The 17,804-nt window shown below is 68.7% G+C and carries 14 protein-coding genes; 9 read left to right on the forward strand and 5 right to left on the reverse strand.

All coding sequences use genetic code 11. The annotated features are described in order from the left end of the window. Positions 1-1,040: IS110 family RNA-guided transposase (locus ACYVMZ_RS12050; protein ID WP_461078553.1), on the forward strand; the 1,040-nt coding region annotated here is incomplete at its 5' end. Positions 1,041-1,359: 319 nt separating this feature from the next. On the opposite strand, the gene ACYVMZ_RS12055 is transcribed toward ACYVMZ_RS12050, so the two are convergent. The 4 genes from ACYVMZ_RS12055 to ACYVMZ_RS12070 all read right to left on the reverse strand — a co-directional run bounded on the left by ACYVMZ_RS12055 (position 1,360) and on the right by ACYVMZ_RS12070 (position 5,278). Then, positions 1,360-2,136, reverse strand: coding sequence for a succinate dehydrogenase/fumarate reductase iron-sulfur subunit (locus tag ACYVMZ_RS12055; protein ID WP_461078555.1), 777 nt, complete (start codon positions 2,134-2,136; stop codon positions 1,360-1,362). Continuing rightward, on the reverse strand, positions 2,133-4,070 hold the full coding sequence (locus ACYVMZ_RS12060; protein ID WP_461078557.1) for a fumarate reductase/succinate dehydrogenase flavoprotein subunit: 1,938 nt from the start codon (positions 4,068-4,070) through the stop codon (positions 2,133-2,135). Before ACYVMZ_RS12060 ends, ACYVMZ_RS12055 begins: the two co-directional genes overlap by 4 nt. A gap of 18 nt (positions 4,071-4,088) precedes the next feature. Continuing rightward, positions 4,089-4,925: a hypothetical protein gene (locus ACYVMZ_RS12065; RefSeq protein WP_461078559.1), complete on the reverse strand. Its 837-nt coding sequence runs from the start codon at positions 4,923-4,925 to the stop codon at positions 4,089-4,091. A gap of 65 nt (positions 4,926-4,990) precedes the next feature. Then, the gene (locus ACYVMZ_RS12070; protein WP_461078561.1) at positions 4,991-5,278 is read right to left on the reverse strand and encodes a hypothetical protein; all 288 of its coding nucleotides are present in this window, start codon (positions 5,276-5,278) and stop codon (positions 4,991-4,993) included. A gap of 288 nt (positions 5,279-5,566) precedes the next feature. Here ACYVMZ_RS12070 and ACYVMZ_RS12075 point away from each other — a divergent pair, with 288 nt between their 5' ends. Continuing rightward, positions 5,567-7,753 (forward strand): ABC transporter family substrate-binding protein, encoded by a 2,187-nt coding sequence (locus tag ACYVMZ_RS12075; protein WP_461078563.1) that lies wholly within the window; start codon positions 5,567-5,569, stop codon positions 7,751-7,753. Positions 7,754-7,927: 174 nt separating this feature from the next. Here the strand turns inward: ACYVMZ_RS12075 and typA are convergent, their stop codons facing one another. Beyond that, the gene (typA, locus tag ACYVMZ_RS12080) at positions 7,928-9,835 is read right to left on the reverse strand and encodes a translational GTPase TypA (RefSeq protein WP_461078565.1); all 1,908 of its coding nucleotides are present in this window, start codon (positions 9,833-9,835) and stop codon (positions 7,928-7,930) included. 320 nt (positions 9,836-10,155) lie between these two features. Between typA and ACYVMZ_RS12085 the strand changes: the two genes are divergently transcribed. From ACYVMZ_RS12085 to ACYVMZ_RS12115, 7 genes are all read left to right on the forward strand, one after another. Then, on the forward strand, positions 10,156-10,749 hold the full coding sequence (locus ACYVMZ_RS12085; RefSeq protein WP_461078567.1) for a hypothetical protein: 594 nt from the start codon (positions 10,156-10,158) through the stop codon (positions 10,747-10,749). Between the two features lie 564 nt (positions 10,750-11,313). Continuing rightward, positions 11,314-12,966, forward strand: a complete 1,653-nt coding sequence (locus tag ACYVMZ_RS12090) for a peptide ABC transporter substrate-binding protein (protein WP_461078569.1) — start codon at positions 11,314-11,316, stop codon at positions 12,964-12,966. 184 nt (positions 12,967-13,150) lie between these two features. After that, positions 13,151-14,077, forward strand: a complete 927-nt coding sequence (locus ACYVMZ_RS12095; RefSeq protein ID WP_461078571.1) for an ABC transporter permease — start codon at positions 13,151-13,153, stop codon at positions 14,075-14,077. A 33-nt stretch (positions 14,078-14,110) separates the two neighbouring features. Next, positions 14,111-15,031: an ABC transporter permease gene (locus ACYVMZ_RS12100; protein ID WP_461078573.1), complete on the forward strand. Its 921-nt coding sequence runs from the start codon at positions 14,111-14,113 to the stop codon at positions 15,029-15,031. A 51-nt stretch (positions 15,032-15,082) separates the two neighbouring features. Then, the gene (locus ACYVMZ_RS12105) at positions 15,083-16,129 is read left to right on the forward strand and encodes an ABC transporter ATP-binding protein (RefSeq protein WP_461078575.1); all 1,047 of its coding nucleotides are present in this window, start codon (positions 15,083-15,085) and stop codon (positions 16,127-16,129) included. Then, complete coding sequence (locus ACYVMZ_RS12110) at positions 16,122-17,270, forward strand: ABC transporter ATP-binding protein (RefSeq protein ID WP_461078577.1); 1,149 nt, start codon at positions 16,122-16,124, stop codon at positions 17,268-17,270. The genes ACYVMZ_RS12105 and ACYVMZ_RS12110 overlap by 8 nt, the downstream gene beginning before the upstream one ends. Before the next feature lie 86 nt (positions 17,271-17,356). Continuing rightward, the gene (locus ACYVMZ_RS12115) at positions 17,357-17,755 is read left to right on the forward strand and encodes a VOC family protein (RefSeq protein WP_461078579.1); all 399 of its coding nucleotides are present in this window, start codon (positions 17,357-17,359) and stop codon (positions 17,753-17,755) included. Positions 17,756-17,804: the final 49 nt, after the last annotated feature.

The following is a 17,804-nucleotide window of genomic DNA, read 5'->3' on the forward strand; positions in this document are numbered from 1 at the left end:
TCGGCACCGTGCTGGTCATCGTCGACCAACCCGCCTCCATCGGAGCCCTGCCCCTGACGGTCGCCCGGGACGCCGGCTGCAAGGTCGCCTACCTGCCCGGACTCGCGATGCGGCGGATCGCCGACCTCTACCCGGGCGAGGCGAAGACCGACGCTAAGGACGCAGCCGTGATCGCGGACGCCGCCCGCACGATGCCCCACACCCTGCGCACGCTGGAACTCACCGACGAGATCACCGCCGAGCTGACCGTGCTGGTCGGCTTCGACCAGGACCTCGCGGCCGAGGCCACCCGCACCTCCAACCGGATACGCGGCCTGCTCACCCAATTCCACCCCAGCCTGGAGCGCGTGCTCGGGCCGCGCCTGGACCACCAAGCCGTGACCTGGCTGCTGGAACGCTACGGCTCCCCGGCCGCGCTGCGAAAGGCCGGTCGTCGCAGGCTCGTTGAAGTGATACGGCCCAAGGCCCCACGCATGGCCCAGCGGCTGATCGACGAGGTCTTCGACGCGCTCGACGAGCAGACCGTCGTGGTCCCGGGCACCGGCACCCTCGACATCGTGATCCCGTCCCTGGCCCGCTCGCTCGCCGCCGTTCACGAACAGCGCCGGGCTCTGGAGGCCCAGATCGAGGCCCTGCTGGAGGAGCACCCTCTTTCGAAGGTCCTGACCTCGATTCCGGGGGTCGCGGTCAGGACCGCCGCAGTACTGCTGGTCACCGTCGGCGACGGCACCAGCTTCCCCACCGCCGCTCACCTCGCCTCCTACGCCGGCCTCGCCCCCACGACGAAATCGTCGGGGACCTCGATCCACGGCGAACACGCACCCAGAGGGGGCAACCGGCAACTCAAACGCGCGATGTTCCTCTCCGCGTTCGCAGCCCTGCACGAACCCGCCTCCCGCACCTACTACGACCGCTGCCGGGCCCGCGGAAAGACCCACACGCAGGCTCTTCTCCGCCTGGCCCGCCACCGCATCAGCGTGCTGTTCGCGATGCTCCGCGACGGCACCTTCTACGAACCCAGAACCCCACGCCTCGCTTGACGAAAGACATAGAGGCCCCCCCCGCCCGCGCCGCCCTCGGCCCGGGCCGCTCCCTGACGAGGAGTTCTGGGACGCCGGCCCCGCCGACCCCCACGACCCGTTCCACGGCACGGGCCTCGACCTGTTCACGGCGGCGCACGACCGCCTGGCCGCCGCAGGCGTCCGCACGCCCCGCCTGCTCCACGCCGACGCCACGCACACGCACCTCCCGGCGGACGCGGCGGTCGTCGAGGACCTGCGAGGGGGCAGCCTGCAGGAGGCCCTGGCCCGCGACCCGCACACGGCCCGCGAGGCCCTGCGGGCCCGGGCCTGAGCCCCCTCAGGAGGACGCGGACCGCCGCCGGATCTTGTTGCCGAGCCAGACGAGCGGGTCGTACTTCCGGTCGATCGCCCGTTCCTTCAGGGGGATCAGCGCGTTGTCGGTGATCTTGATGCCCTCGGGGCAGACCTCGGTGCAGCACTTGGTGATGTTGCAGTAGCCGAGACCGTGCTCGTCCTGGGCGGTGGTCTTGCGGTCCAGCCCCGCTTCCGCCGCCGCGTCCAGCGGGTGCATGTCCAGCTCCGCCACCCGCATCAGGAAGCGCGGACCGGCGAACGCCTGCTTGTTCTCCTCGTGGTCGCGGACCACATGGCAGGTGTCCTGGCACAGGAAGCACTCGATGCACTTGCGGAACTCCTGCGGCCGGTCCACGTCCTCCTGGAACATCCGGTACTCGCCGGGGCCGAGACCGGGCGGCGGCACGAAGGCCGGGACCTCCCGGGCTTTCTGGTAGTTGAAGCCGACGTCCGTCACCAGGTCGCGGATCACCGGGAAGGCGCGCAGGGGCGTGACCGTGATGGTCTCCTCCCGGTCGAACACCGACATGCGGGTCATGCACATCAGCCTCGGCCGGCCGTTGATCTCCGCCGAGCACGAACCGCACTTGCCCGCCTTGCAGTTCCAGCGCACGGCCAGATCCGGGGCCTGGGTGGCCTGGAGACGGTGGATGATGTCGAGCACCACCTCGCCGTCGTTGACCTCGACCTTGAAGTCCTCCAGGCCGCCGCCCGACACGTCCCCCCGCCACACCTTGAAACGGGCCTCGTAGCTGCTCACTCGTACAGCTCCTCTTCGGCGAGGTACTTGACCAGCTCTTCCTTGTCGAACAGGTTGAGCAGGTCGGGGCGGATGGGTTCGGTGGTCTCGCGGTCCAGGGCGATCTGGCCGCGCACCGGGTCGGTCGCCGCCAGTCCGCCCGTCGGGTCGGTGAGCCGGCACAGCAGGGTGATCCGGCGCCACTTGCGGTCCATCGACGGGAAGTCCTCACGGGTGTGCCCGCCGCGCGACTCGGTGCGCTCCAGCGCGGCCCGCGCCACGCACTCGCTGACCAGCAGCATGTTCCGCAGGTCCAGGGCGAGGTGCCAGCCGGGGTTGAACTGCCGGTGCCCCTCGACGCCGGCCCTCCGGGCCCGTACCCGCAGCTCCGCCAGCTTCTCCAGGGCCTGCTTCATCTCCGTCTCGCGGCGGATGATGCCGACCAGGTCGTTCATCGTCTGCTGGAGTTCCTGGTGGAGGGTGTACGGGTTCTCCGGCGGGCCTCCGGCGGGCTCCTGGCCCTCCGCGGAGAACGGCCGCAGGGCTTCCGCCGCCGCGCTGTCGACCTGCACGTCGTCCACCCGGGGCCGCGCGCCGGACGCCTGCCCCGCCGCGTACTCGGCCGCGTGCCAGCCCGCCCGCCGCCCGAACACCAGCAGGTCCGACAGCGAGTTCCCGCCGAGGCGGTTGGAGCCGTGCATGCCGCCGGCCACCTCACCGGCCGCGTACAGCCCCGGCACGCCGCGCGCCGCCGCCGAGTCGGAGTCGACGGCGACCCCGCCCATCACGTAGTGGCAGGTGGGCCCGACCTCCATGGGCTCGGCCGTGATGTCGACGTCGGCCAGCTCCTTGAACTGGTGGTACATGGAGGGCAGCCGCCGCTTGATGACCTCGGCGGGCATGCGCGTCGAGACGTCGAGGAAGACCCCGCCGTGCGGCGATCCGCGCCCCTCCTTCACCTCGGTGTTGATCGCCCGGGCGACCTCGTCCCGGGGGAGCAGCTCAGGGGGACGCCGGTTGTGGTCCGGGTCGTCGTACCAGCGGTCGGCCTCCTCCTCGGTCTCGGCGTACTTCTCCTTGAAGACATCGGGGATGTAGTCGAACATGAATCGCTTGCCGTCGGAGTTGCGCAGCACGCCCCCGTCGCCGCGCACCGACTCGGTGACGAGGATGCCCTTCACCGACGGCGGCCAGACCATGCCCGTCGGGTGGAACTGCACGAACTCCATGTTGAGCAGGGGCGCCCCGGCGAGCAGCGCCAGCGCGTGGCCGTCGCCCGTGTACTCCCAGGAGTTCGACGTGACCTTGAAGGACTTGCCGATGCCGCCGGTCGCGATCACGACGGCCGGGGCTTCCAGGACGAAGAAACGGCCGGACTCGCGCTCGTAGCCGAAGACGCCTGAGACGCGTTCCCCCTCCTTGAGGACCCTGGTGACCGTGCACTCCTGGAAGACCTTCAGCCGGGACTCGTAGTCCCCGGTCTCCTTGTAGTCCTCCTGCTGGAGCGCGACGATCTTCTGCTGGAGCGTGCGGATGAGTTCCAGGCCCGTGCGGTCGCCGACGTGCGCGAGGCGCGGGTACTCGTGTCCGCCGAAGTTGCGCTGCGAGATCCGGCCGTCCTTCGTCCGGTCGAACAGCGCGCCCCAGGTCTCCAGCTCCCACACCCGGTCCGGTGCCTCCTGGGCGTGCAGCTCGGCCATCCGCCACTGGTTGAGGAACTTCCCGCCGCGCATGGTGTCGCGGAAGTGGACCTGCCAGTTGTCACCCGCGTTGACGTTGCCCATCGCCGCCGCGATGCCGCCCTCGGCCATCACCGTGTGGGCCTTGCCGAAGAGGGATTTGCAGATCACGGCCGTACGGGCGCCGCGTTCCCTCGCCTCGATGGCGGCGCGCAGCCCGGCGCCGCCGGCGCCGACCACGACGACGTCCCATTCCTGCCGGTCGACCACGGTCATCAGTAGGCCCCACTCGATTCAGAAGAAGCGCGGATCGTCGAAGACGCCGGACGCGACGAGATAGACGTAGAAGTCGGCGAGCGCCACGCTCACCAACGACGACCAGGCGAGCAGCATGTGGCGGGCGTTCAGCTTCCCGACCCACTGCCACATCCGGTAGCGCACGGGGTGCTGGGAGAAGTGCTTGAGCTTGCCGCCGACGATGTGCCGGCAGGAGTGGCAGGACAGGGTGTACGCCCAGATCAGCACGATGTTGACCAGGAAGACCAGGGTGCCCAGGCCCATGTGGCCCCACTCGTAGTGCTCGTCGCGGAAGGCGAGCACGGTGTCGTACGTGAGGATGCCCGCGACCGGGATCGCCGCGTAGAAGAAGTACCGGTGGATGTTCTGCAGGATCAGCGGGAACCGGGTCTCGCCGGTGTACTTGCCGTGCGGTTCGGCCACCGCGCAGGCCGGCGGGGACGCCCAGAAGCCCCGGTAGTAGGCCTTGCGGTAGTAGTAGCAGGTCAGGCGGAAGCCGAGCGGGAAGATCAGGATGATGATCGCGGGGGAGATGCCCCACCAGCTGCCGAAGATCTCCCAGTTCGGCCCGGCCTTCATCGGCTCGCAGTTCTCCGCCAGACAGGGCGAGTAGAACGGCGAGACGTACGGGGCCGCGTAGTAGTCGGCGTTCGCGAAGGCCCGCCAGGTCGAGTAGACGATGAACGCCAGCAGGCCGGCGACCGTGGTGGCCGGGGCCAGCCACCAGCGGTCGGTCCGCAGGTGCGGGGCGTCGATCGCGGCGCGCGCACCGGCCCGTACGCCGCCGCTTCGGGGATGGGGTTCTGTGGCGGGGGGTTCTGTACCTGTGGCCACTTGTTCGGCTCCCTCTCGATGGCTCGATTGCCTCCGGCGCGCCCCTGCGGATCACCCGACTCGGGTCAGGGAGCGCGCCGGTCGCGGGCGCCCAGGCCCTCGTCGTCCGAGTCGACCCACAGCGAGGGGTCGTACGGGGTGTCGGAGATGGTGACGAGGTCGGGCCGCTTCGGCGCGGCCGGGGAGGCGGCCGCCTCCCGCAGCAAAGCCACGCTCTCCCGCAGGTGATCGGCGTCGGCGCGGACGCGGCGCATCTCCAGCCCGCTGCCGAGCTGCTTCTCCAGGCGCCCCACCGACCGGAACAGGTCGTCGAGGCAGCGCTGGACTGACGTCAGGTCGTCGTGCACGGACATGACTTGCCCTCACTTCCGGGTCCGTCGAGGACCGAGGCGGCAACGTTCATGCGCCTGCGAGTGTTGCGCGTCACACCTTGTGCTGTGAAGGGATGTGCACCGATTGGCCGAGGCGCGTGGGTGCATCTTCCGGTGCGTTGCGCCGCACGGGTGGGCTTGCCGCCCGTGGCCGCCGTGTCGCCCTGTGTTGCCGAACCCTTTCCTCTTCAGTGGCCGCATACATCAGATGAGCTCCAAATACCGCCAAATGTGATCGTAACGCCCGCGGCTTCCCGGAGGTACCCAGAGATGTCCCACGACGGCGTCGGACCCAGACCTCGCGCGGTCATGCGCTCGGTCGCCTTCCTGACCGCGGGTGTGCTCGCGGTGCCCGCGCTCGCCGGCTGCGGCTCCGAGGACCCTGCCGGGAAGCCGCTCGCCGGGCAGGACATCGCGCCCGCCGGCCGCGACCGGGTCGCCGACGGCGGCACGCTGCGCTGGGCCGTGGACTCCGTGCCCGAGACCCTGAACACGTTCCAGTCGGACGCCGACGCCACCACCACCCGGATTGCGCAGGCCGTCCTGCCGTCGATGTTCCGGATGAACGCGAGCGGCCGCCCGGAGCGTAACCCGCACTACCTGGAGTCCGCCGAGGTCGTCGACACCGAGCCCAAACAGGTCGTCCTCTACAAGCTCAACCAGCAGGCCGTCTGGAGCGACGGCCGCGAGATCGGCGCCGCCGACTTCGCCGCCCAGTGGCGGGCCCTGTCCGGCAAGGACACCGCCTACTGGACCGCCCGCAACGCCGGCTACGACCGCATCGGGAAGATCGAACGCGGCAAGAACGACCTGGAGGTCAAGGTCACCTTCAGCCGGCCCTACGCCGACTGGAAGTCGCTGTTCTCGCCGCTGTACCCGAAGGACGTCATGGGCACCCCGGACTCCTTCAACGACGGGGCGCGCCGCAACCTGAAGATCACCGCCGGTCCCTTCACCGTGAAGAAGGTCGACCGCGACGACGACGCGGTCACCCTCACCCGCAACCCGCGCTGGTGGGGCGAGCCGGCCAAGCTCTCCCAGATCGTGCTGCGTGCCGTCCCCCGCGACGAGCGGACCGCCGCGCTGGTCGCCGGAAGGATCGACCTGGCCGAGATCGACCCGGCCGCCGCCCGCCGCATCACCGTCGCCGCGCAGCCCCGCGGCAGCAGCACCCCCCTCATGGGCCCCGGCGCGGACCTGTCCCCGGCAGACGCACTGCACTCCTGGGCCGTCGCCAACGGCTCCGACGAGGAGGCCGCCGACGAGGAGCTCACCGCCCGTGAAGAGCTGCGCAGGGCCACCGCCCGGTACGCACGTCAGCAGCAGGCCCTGCGCGGCTACGAGGTGCGCAAGTCCCTGGAACCCGCCTACACCCAGCTGGCCCTCAACGGCGCCGGCGGTCCGCTCGCCGACGAGCGCGTCCGGCGGGCCGTGGCCCGCGCTCTGGACCGCGAGGACCTGGCCGAGGCCGTTCTGAAACCGCTCGGGCTGCCCGCCGTGCCCGTCGGCAGCCATCTCGCGCTGTCGGGCCAGGCCGCCTACGCCGACAACAGCGGCGCCCTCGGCGACCAGGACACCGAGGAGGCACGGGCCCTGCTCGCGGACGCGGGGTGGGTGCCGGGCGGGCCGATCAAGGAGGAGAAGAAGAAGGAAGAGGAGAAGGCGGCCGGCGCCCAGGGCGAGGACGCCGGGCAGGACGAGTCCAAGGGCGACGACGGCACGTACATCGTCGGCGAGGACGACGGCGCCGGCGGTGAGGGCGGCGACGACGGCAAGCGGCACCGCGAGGCCGACCACCAGAAGGACGGGCAGCTGGAGCAGGGCGGGGCCCCCGGCGCCTACGCCCCCAAGGGCACCGCCGCCCCGGCGGGCGCCGCGACCGCCCCGCTCGCCAAGGACGGCAAGCCGCTCACCCTCCGCTTCGTACTCCCCACGGGACCCGGTACGGAGCCGCTGCGCACCGTGGCCGACCGCATCTCCCGCATGCTGGAGCGGGTCGGCATCCGCACGGACATCTCCCGGGTCTCCGACCAGTCCTACTTCAAGGACCACATCGCCTCCGGCCAGTACGACCTCGCCCTGTACTCCTGGCCCGCGACCGCCTTCCCCGCCACCGACGCCCGGCCCGTCTACGCCAAGCCGGTCCCGGCCGCCGACGGCTCGCTGAACGTCGAGCAGAACTACACCCGGGTCGGCACCGACCAGGTCGACCAGCTCTTCGACCAGGCCATCGCCACGCTGGACGAGGGCGAGGCCCGCTCCCTGCTCCGCAAGGCCGACTCCCGCATCTGGGCGGCGGCCGGCTCCCTCCCCCTCTACCAGCGGCCCCAGCTCGTGGCCGCCCGCGAGAACCTGGCGAACGCCGGCGCGTTCGGCTTCCGCACACCGGTGTACGAGGACATGGGCTTCCTGAAGAAGGGCGCGAAGCCGGCGGCCGCGCCGTCCGTCGACGACTGATTCCCCCGGCACCCCGGGGTGGGGGGCTTCCGGGAGGGCGCCAGCACCGCCCTCCCGGGCTCTTCATCCGGACGGCTCGTCGTCCCACCGCGGAGGCGTCACCGTCCCGGACAATGAAACGTCGCCCGGACGGAAAGCTCCGTCCGGGCGGCTTCGCGCTGACCGGGGTGGGTGTCAGCTGTGCTTGGCGCGGCTCGCGGCGCGGGCGCGCTCGCGCTGGTCGAGGACGACCTTGCGGATGCGCACGGCCTCCGGCGTGACCTCGACGCACTCGTCGTCGCGGCAGAACTCCAGGGACTGCTCCAGCGACAGCTTGCGCGGCGGGACGATCGACTCGGTCACATCGGCCGTGGACGACCGCATGTTGGTGAGCTTCTTCTCCTTGGTGATGTTGACGTCCATGTCGTCGGAGCGGGAGTTCTCGCCGACGATCATGCCCTCGTACACCTCGGTGCCCGGCTCCACGAACAGCACGCCGCGCTCCTGGAGGTTGGTCATCGCGAACGCGGTGACGGCACCGGAGCGGTCGGCGACCAGCGAGCCGTTGTTACGGGTCTGGAGCGGGCCGAACCAGGGCTCGAAGCCCTCGTGGATGGAGTGCGCGATACCGGTGCCGCGGGTCTGCGTCAGGAACTCGGTCCGGAAGCCGATGAGGCCGCGCGACGGCACGACGAACTCCATGCGGACCCAGCCCGAGCCGTGGTTGGACATGTTGTCCATCCGGCCCTTGCGGATGCCCATGAGCTGCGTGACCGCGCCCATGTGCTCCTCGGGCACGTCGATCGTCATGCGCTCGACCGGCTCGTAGACCTTGCCGTCGACGTCCTTGGTGACGACCTGCGGCTTGCCGACGGTCAGCTCGTAGCCCTCGCGGCGCATGGTCTCGACGAGGATGGCCAGGGCCAGCTCGCCGCGGCCCTGTACCTCCCAGGCGTCCGGCCGGTCGGTGTCCAGGACGCGGAGCGAGACGTTGCCGATCAGCTCGCGGTCCAGGCGGTCCTTGACCTGGCGGGCGGTGACCTTGCGGTCCTTGACGGCCGCCTTGTTGTCGGCGCCCTTGCCGGTGGCGCCGCGGCCGACCAGCGGGGAGGTGTTCGTACCGATCGTCATAGAGATCGCGGGCTCGTCGACCGTGATCAGCGGCAGCGGGACCGGGTTCTCCGGGTCGGCGAGCGTCTCGCCGATCATGATGTCGGGGATGCCGGCGACGGCGCAGATGTCACCGGGCCCGGCCTTCTCGGCGGGCTTGCGGGTCAGCGCCTCGGTCATCATCAGCTCGCTGATCCGCACGCTCTGCACGGACCCGTCGCGCTTCATCCAGGCGACGGTCTGCCCCTTCTTCAGCTCGCCCTGGTGGACGCGCAGCAGGGCGATACGGCCGAGGAAGTTGTCGGCGTCGAGATTGGTGACGTGGGCCTGGAGCGGGGCGCCCTCGTCGTAGGTCGGGGCCGGGATGTGCTCCAGGATCGTGGAGAAGAACGGCTCCAGGGAGTCGGAGTCGCCCGGGACCGTGCCGTCCTCCGGCTTCGTCAGCGACGCGATGCCGTCGCGGCCGCAGGCGTAGACGATCGGGAACTCGATCTGCTCCTCGTCGGCGTCCAGGTCGAGGAAGAGGTCGTAGGTCTCGTTGACGACCTCGTCGATACGGGCGTCCGGCCGGTCCGTCTTGTTGATGCACAGGATGATCGGCAGCCGGGCCTGCAGCGCCTTGCGCAGCACGAACCGGGTCTGCGGCAGCGGCCCCTCGGAGGCGTCGACGAGCAGGACCACACCGTCGACCATCGACAGACCGCGCTCGACCTCGCCGCCGAAGTCGGCGTGGCCGGGGGTGTCGATGATGTTGATCGTGATCGGGTCCCCACCGTCCTTGGGGTGGTACTTCACCGCCGTGTTCTTGGCGAGGATCGTGATGCCCTTCTCACGCTCCAGGTCGTTCGAGTCCATCATGCGGTCGTCGACCTGGTCGAGCTGGTGGGCGGCGAAGGCGCCGGCCTGCTTGAGCATGCCGTCGACGATGGTGGTCTTGCCGTGGTCGACGTGGGCGACGATGGCGACGTTGCGGATGTCGTGGCGCGTGGCCATATTGAGGCGTACTCCCGGAGTGGTGAGGAATGCCCTGCGCGGACGTCAGTGGTGCGCGGGCACTGCCGGGCTGAACATGCCACGGCCTCACTCCATGGTACGGATCCCGCGAGAAGGCGGCTTCCGACGTTCCCGCGCCCCTGTCCCGGGAAGGCCGGAGGCGGGCGGGGCCGTCGCCCGCTGACCTCAAATTCCCCTCAAGTCACTTGGATCACCCGGACTGTCGGGATGTAGGTTGATCTGGACTCGTCAAGGGCGGGTCGGAGTGACGCGTGGCCGTGGGGAACGGTGGCCACGCTCGATGAAACGGGGAATGGACCTTGAGCAAGAAGCTGATGTGTGTGGCGGCTGTCACGAGTATGGCCGCGGCCGCGGTGCTCGTGCCGATCGGCTCGGCGAGCGCGGCTCCGCTGATCTGCGACCCGGGTACGCGAGTCGTCAAGTGGGTCACGACCGACCGGACCCGGGTGCTGACGCACAAGGTGAAGGGCTACGAGAAGGGCTACTCGGGCGGCAGCGTCACCGTGGGCAAGACGCTGAACCACCAGACGACGGTCTCGTCCGGGCGGAGTGTCACCGGGGGCGTCGCCGCGGGCTTCGGTGTGAAGAAGGTCCTCACCAGCCTCGACGCCAATGTCGAGGGCTCGTACACGCACTCGACGGGGAAGACCACGACGAAGGACTACTCCTTCTCGGAGACCTTCACGAAGAAGGGCCGCTACTTCTTCTACCGCGGCACGATCAAGGCGACCGGCACGTGGCAGGGCTTCCGCTGCGATGGCGGCACCAAGTGGATCGAGCAGGCCTACGGCAATGCCAAGACCTTCAGCGCGGAGATTCACGGCACGGTTCGGTGCGGCGAGTCCGTGAGCAAGAAGAGCATCGCCCGGCTGGTTCAGGACAAGTACTGCTGAACCGTCGGTGACGGACTCTCGCCCGCGCCGATGACGCACCCCACGACGGCCGGACCCTTCAAGGGTCCGGCCGTCGGCGTATAGAGGGTTTTCCCTATGACTGCCGTCAGGGCCCCTCGACCCGGCGCACTCCGGCGGGGCCACTGACTACAGTTGCCGCGTCCACGGTCGGCCCGCGCTCTCGTCGGCCTGCTCGCGTGGCGGCGTAGAGCATTCCTCCGCCGAGCGCAACTGGTTTTCCATCACGCCTGTCCGCTATTCGGACACATGCTCCCGATAGTTGTGTAACAAGTCCGTTTCGCAGGGATCTTTCACCAAACCGTTTGTCCGGATTTTGGAAGATGTCGGAGGCAGGTGTGATCGAAACGAGACCTTGCGGCTGTGGTTCTGCCATGACACATGGCAGATAGTTAGGCGCGTAGAGCTCGGGTCAACGAGTCATGCGCTGCAGGAGGCGCCGACTCACGAGCGTGCGGGTGCACCCGACTTTCCCCGTTCTGACTGTCCGTGGGATGTCGTGTGCTTCCTTTTGCGGTGAACAACAGGACTCATGAGGAGGAACCCATGCGTGGTGCCAAGAGCGCCAAGTGGGTCGCGGGGGCGATAGTCATAGCTCTTGCCGCGACTGCCTGCGGAGGCAGCGACAGCAACGGCGGCGGCGAGGGCAAGGGCTCGGCCAAGGCCGGTGGCACCTTCCGGATGGGCATCACCGAGCCGGTGGCCATCGACCCGTACAACGCTCAGGAGTCCGAGGGCATCCTGGTCGCTGACAACCTCTTCACGGGGCTGTACGACGCGACCAAGGACGGCGAGGTCGTTCCGGCCCTGGCGACCTCCCGTGAGGTCAGCGCCGACGGCAAGACCTGGACGTTCAAGATCAAGAAGGGCACGAAGTTCTCCAACGGCGAGGCCGTGGACGCCGAGTCCTTCATCCGGGGCTGGAACCGTGTGGCGCAGAAGACGGCGGCCTCCGACGTGGCGTACCACCTGTCCGGCATCGAGGGCTTCGAGGACGTGCAGTCCGGCAAGTCCCAGGAGATGTCGGGCCTCAGCGCCCCGGACCCCGACACCCTCCAGGTGAAGCTCTCCGCCCCGGACTTCGAGTTCTACGTCAAGACGACGCACACGGTCTTCAGTCCCGTTCCCAAGGTCGCGGGCGACGGCAAGAACAAGGCGTTCAACGAAGCCCCCATCGGTAACGGGCCCTTCAAGATGCAGGGCAGGTGGGAGCACAACAAGTCGATCACCCTCGTCCGCAACGACGACTACGGTCTGACGAAGGCCAAGCTGGAAAAGGTCCAGATCGACATCCTCAACTCCAACAACGGTGTGACGTTGGAGTACCAGGGCTTCGAGTCGGGCCAGTACGACTGGGCCCGTATGCCCACCCCGCAGCTGCCGGCCGCCAAGGCCAAGTTCGAGCCGCAGGGTCAGTGGATCCAGGAGGACACCAATGGCATGAACTACCTCCTGGCGATCACCGACAACGGCCCGCTGAAGGACAAGAAGGCGCGCGAGGCGGTCTCCTACGCCATCGACCGGGACGCCATCATCAAGGGTGTCTTCCAGGGCATGATGACCAAGTCCGCGACGATCCTGCCGCCGGTCTTCCAGGACGTGTACCAGAAGGACCTGTGCACCTCCTGCCTCAAGCAGGACAAGGCCAAGGCCAAGCAGCTCGCCTCGGAAGCGGGTCTGAAGCCGGGCAGCACCCTCGAGCTCGCCTACAACAGCGGCGCCGGCCACGAGGAGTGGATCCAGGCGGTCAAGCAGCAGCTCGAGGACGTCCTCGGCGTGAAGGTGAAGTCCACCGGCAAGCCGTTCGCCGAGTTGCTCGACGACCAGCAGAAGCCGGGCGCCACGGGCCTGTACCGCTTCGCCTGGGGCGCGGACTACCCGACGCCGGACAACTACCTGTACCCGCTGCTGTCCACCGCGTCCATCAACAAGGACGAGTCGGGCAAGGTCATCGGCGACAACCGGTCCCGCTACAGCAACAAGACGTTCGACGACCTGGTCGCCAAGGCCCGCGCCACCAAGGACCAGGCCGGCCGCAACGAGCTCTACAAGCAGGCCGAGAAGATCGCCGTGGGCGACCTGCCCCTGATCCCGCTGTGGAACCGCACGCAGCAGCGTCTGGCCAACACCAAGAAGTTCGCCAACCTCGAGATGGACTTCCACGAGAACCCGAACCTCGCTGAGGTCGGCCTGAAGTAGGCGGGCGCCGCCCAGCGCGGTGCCCGGTAACGGGGGCCGTGGTGCCGAGTCGAACTCGGCACCACGGCCCTCGACGACCGTCGGGAGGGCGCGATCCGCCCTCCCTTCTCCCACCCCCCGTACCCCCGATCCGGGGCTGGGAAGCTGCTCGGAAAGCGGCAGCGAGGCGCAGAGAGGCAACTTCATGGGAAGGTATGTGGTCCGCAGGCTGGGCCAGTTGGTCGTGGTCGTGCTCGGCGCGACGATGATCCTGTTCGCCTGCCTGTTCGTGCTCCCCGGCGACCCGGTCGGGCAGATCGCCGGCAGTGACAAGGCACGCGATCCGGCTGTGGTCGAGCAACTGCACAAGCAGTACGGGCTCGACAAGCCCCTGGTCGTGCAGTACGGCAACTATGTCGGCAAGCTCGTCACCGGTGACCTCGGCGAGGACTACACACAGGGCAGGCCGGTCTCGGAGATCCTTGGACCGAAGCTGGTCAACACGGCCAAGCTGGCCGTCGCGGCGATCGTGATCGACATCATCATCGGTGTGGCCGTCGGTGTGGTGGCGGCGATGCGCAGATATTCGATCTGGGACGTGTCGGCGACCTTCATCACCACACTGGCCATCGGCGTGCCCTCCATCGTGCTCGGCATGATCATGCAGCGGGTCTTCGTCATCGAGTTGAGCTGGTTCCCGCTGATCGCCGACGGCAGCTTCAAGTCGATGGTGCTGCCGGCGGTGACGCTGGCGATCATCGACGCCGCCCTCGTCGCTCAGCTGGCCCGGAGCACGATGCTGGAGGTGCTGCGCGCCGACTACGTCAAGACGGCCGTGGCCAAGGGCCTGCCGAGCCGGACCGTCCTTTTCCGCCACATCCTGCGGAACTCGGTCATTCCCGTGGTCACTTACCTCGGCATCTCCTTCGGCACCCTGCTCGGTGGCGCGATCATCACGGAGACGATCTTCAACTGGAACGGCATCGGTCTCGCGCTGATCCAGGCGATCCAGCAGAACAACAACCCCATCATCGTGGGGGTCGTGACGATCAGTGTGGCGGTCTTCGTCCTGCTGAACCTGCTCGTCGACCTGCTGTACGCCGCCCTCGACCCGCGTATCCGCCTTGCCTGACCCGCAGGGTCGCCCCCATCTAGGAGTCACACCATGACCGAACTCGTCACGGGCGCGGGAGAGCCGAAGACCGATCCCGCCGCGCCACAGCAGGGCGCCGAGCCGAGCGTCGCCCGGGTCAGTCAATGGTCCGACATCCGGCACCGCTTCTTCGCCAACAAGCTGGCCGTGGTCGGACTGGCGATCATCGTCGTCCTCATTCTGACCGCCCTCTTCGCTCCGCTCCTGGCGCCGTACGACCCGCTCAAACAGGATCTGAACGCCACGCTCCAGGCTCCCGGCGGTGAGCACCTCCTCGGCACCGACGCGCTCGGCCGGGACCAGCTCTCCCGCCTGATCTACGGCAGTCGCATCGCGGTCATCGTGGGTCTCGCCTCGATCCTCGTCGCGCTCACCATCGGCATCGTGCTGGGCGCCCTGGCTGGTTACTTCGGCCGCTGGGTAGACACGGTGATCATGCGTACGGCGGACATCTTCTTCGCCTTCCCGCTGCTGATCGGCGCCATCGTCATCATCCTGCTCATGGGCCGGGGTGTGCTGCCGGTGGTGCTCTCCCTCGGCATCTTCTCGTGGGCCACGTACGCCCGGCTGCTGCGCAGCCAGATCCTCTCCGTGCGGGAGATGGACTTCGTGCACGCCGCGAAGGCACTGGGCGCCAGCCGCAGCCGGATCATCCGCAAGCACATCCTGCCCAACTCGCTGACCTCGGTGCTGGTGTACGGCACCAGCAACGTCGGCATCGCGATCGTCGCCGAGGCGTCGCTGTCGTACCTCGGCGTCGGGGTGGACCCGGAGGTCGCGGAGTGGGGGAACATGATTTCCGCCGGCCGCGGGTTCATGGGAGTGAAGGACTTCATGTGGACCTACCCGAGCCTCGCGATCGTCATCACCGCGCTGGGCTTCATCCTGCTGGGCAACGGTCTTCGCGACGCGCTCGACCCGAAGCTCCGGTGAGGCGCAGCCATGAGTCGACCCCTCTCGAGCAAGCAAGACAAAGGTGATGGCATGACCAGCCCGGAGATGGCTCCGATGAACGCCGGGACGGACGGCAGCGCGCCGCTCCTGGAAGTCCGAGACCTGCATGTGGAGTTCAAGGTCCGCGACTCCGTGACCAAAGCGGTCAACGGCGTCAACTACAGCGTGAACGCGGGCGAGACGCTCGCCGTCCTCGGTGAGTCGGGCTCCGGCAAGTCCGTCACCGCACAGGCGATCATGGGAATTCTGGACAGCCCTCCCGGGCGGATCGCCAAGGGGGAGATTTTCTTCCAGGGCCAGGACATCCTGAAACTGCCGGAGAACGAGCGGCGCAAGCTGCGCGGCGCCAAGATGGCGATGATCTTCCAGGACGCGCTGTCCTCACTGAACCCTGTGCTGTCCGTGGGCTTCCAGCTCGGTGAGATGTTCCGGGCGCACCAGGGACTGTCCCGCAAGGACGCCAAGGCCAAGGCGATCGAGCTGATGGACAGGGTGCGAATCCCGGCCGCGAAGGAACGCGTCGGTGACTACCCGCACCAGTTCTCCGGCGGTATGCGCCAGCGCATCATGATCGCCATGGCGCTCGCCCTGGAGCCGGACCTGATCATCGCCGACGAGCCCACCACGGCCCTCGACGTGACGGTCCAGGCCCAGGTGATGGACCTGCTCGCGGAACTGCAGCGCGAGTACAACATGGGGCTGATCCTCATCACACACGACCTGGGTGTCGTCGCGGATGTGGCCGACAAGATCGCCGTGATGTACGCGGGCCGGATCGTCGAGAAGGCCCCCGTCCACGAGCTGTACAAGCGGCCGGCGCACCCCTACACCCGGGGTCTGCTGGACTCGATCCCGCGCCTCGACCAAAAGGGTCAGGAGCTGTACGCGATCAAGGGGCTGCCGCCCAACTTGCAGCAGATCCCGTCCGGCTGCGCCTTCAACCCGCGCTGCGGCAGGGCCCAGGACATCTGCCGCACCGACGTCCCGGCGCTGGTTCCGGTGACCGAGCAGGATGGTACGGAGCTCGTGGGCCGCGGCTCGGCGTGCCACTTCTGGAAGGAGACGCTCCATGGCTGAGCTCAGCAAGAACGACGAGCAGGCCGAGGCCACGCCCAACGTCTCCGACGTGGAAGTGGTCGACGCCCGGTCCGAGAGCGAGGCGGTCGCCGCCATCGAGGCCCCGGTCGAACGCGGGGAGCCGATCCTCCAGGTCCGCAACCTGGTGAAGCACTTTCCGCTGACCCAGGGCATCCTGTTCAAGCGTCAGATCGGAGCGGTCAAGGCCGTTGACGGGGTCTCCTTCGACCTCTACCAGGGCGAGACCCTCGGCATCGTGGGCGAGTCCGGCTGCGGCAAGTCCACCGTGGCCAAGCTGTTGATGAACCTGGAGCAGGCCACCGCGGGCGAGATCTTCTACAAGGGCCAGGACATCACCAGGCTGTCCGGGCGTGCGCTGAAGGCGGTCCGCCGCAACATCCAGATGGTGTTCCAGGACCCGTACACCTCGCTCAACCCGCGTATGACGGTGGGCGACATCATCGGGGAGCCCTTCGACATCCACCCCGAGGTGGCCCCGAAGGGCGACCGGCGCCGCAAGGTCCAGGAACTCCTGGACGTGGTCGGCCTCAACCCGGAGTACATCAACCGCTACCCGCACCAGTTCTCCGGCGGCCAGCGCCAGCGCATCGGCATCGCCCGCGGCCTGGCCCTGAACCCCGAGATCATCATTTGCGACGAGCCGGTCTCCGCGCTGGACGTGTCCGTCCAGGCGCAGGTCATCAACCTGATGGAGAAGCTGCAGGACGAGTTCAACCTCTCCTACCTCTTCATCGCGCACGACCTGTCGATCGTCCGGCACATCTCCGACCGCGTCGGCGTGATGTACCTCGGCAAGATGGCCGAGATCGGCACCGACACGGAGATCTACGACCACCCCACGCACCCCTACACGCAGGCGTTGCTCTCCGCCGTCCCGGTCCCCGACCCGGACGCTCGTGAGGGACGCGAGCGGATCATCCTCTCCGGCGACGTCCCGTCCCCGGCCAACCCGCCCTCGGGCTGCCGCTTCCGCACCCGGTGCTGGAAGGCCCAGGACAAGTGCGCCGAGGAGGTCCCCCTGCTGGCGATCCCCGAGCGCTTCCGGGGCTCGGACTCCCCGGCGGCCCACGAGTCGGCCTGCCACTTCGCGGAGGAGAAGGACGTGGTCCACGCGGCCTGACGTCGCGTACGACACGCCTTTCGGTTCCCGGCACACTCGTCACGGGGGTGCCGGGAACCGGCGTTCTCAGCGGATGAGTGAGGACAGTGCTGCATCACATCGAACTGTGGGTCCCCGACCTCCCGCGCGCCGCCCGCGCATGGGGCTGGCTCCTCGGCCGTCTCGGGTACGTCCCGTACCAGGAGTGGGAGCACGGCCGCAGCTGGCGTCTGGGCCCCACGTACCTCGTCGTCGAGCAGTCCCCGGCGATGAGCGCCACCGCTCACGACCGCATGAGGCCCGGACTCAACCACCTCGCGTTCCACGCGGGAACTCCCGCGCAGGTCGACGCGCTGGCCGGGGAGGCGCCCGCGCACGGCTGGACCCCCCTCTTCGCCGACCGCTACCCCCACGCCGGAGGCCCCCGACACCACGCCGCCTACCTCGCCGACGCGGACGGGTTCGAGGTCGAGCTCGTCGCATCCGGCGAGAGCCCACCGGGCTGACATACGTACATCCGGCTGGAGTCCCGCCCGTACAGCCCCTCATACCTAT

The organism is Streptomyces deserti, assembly GCF_054782695.1.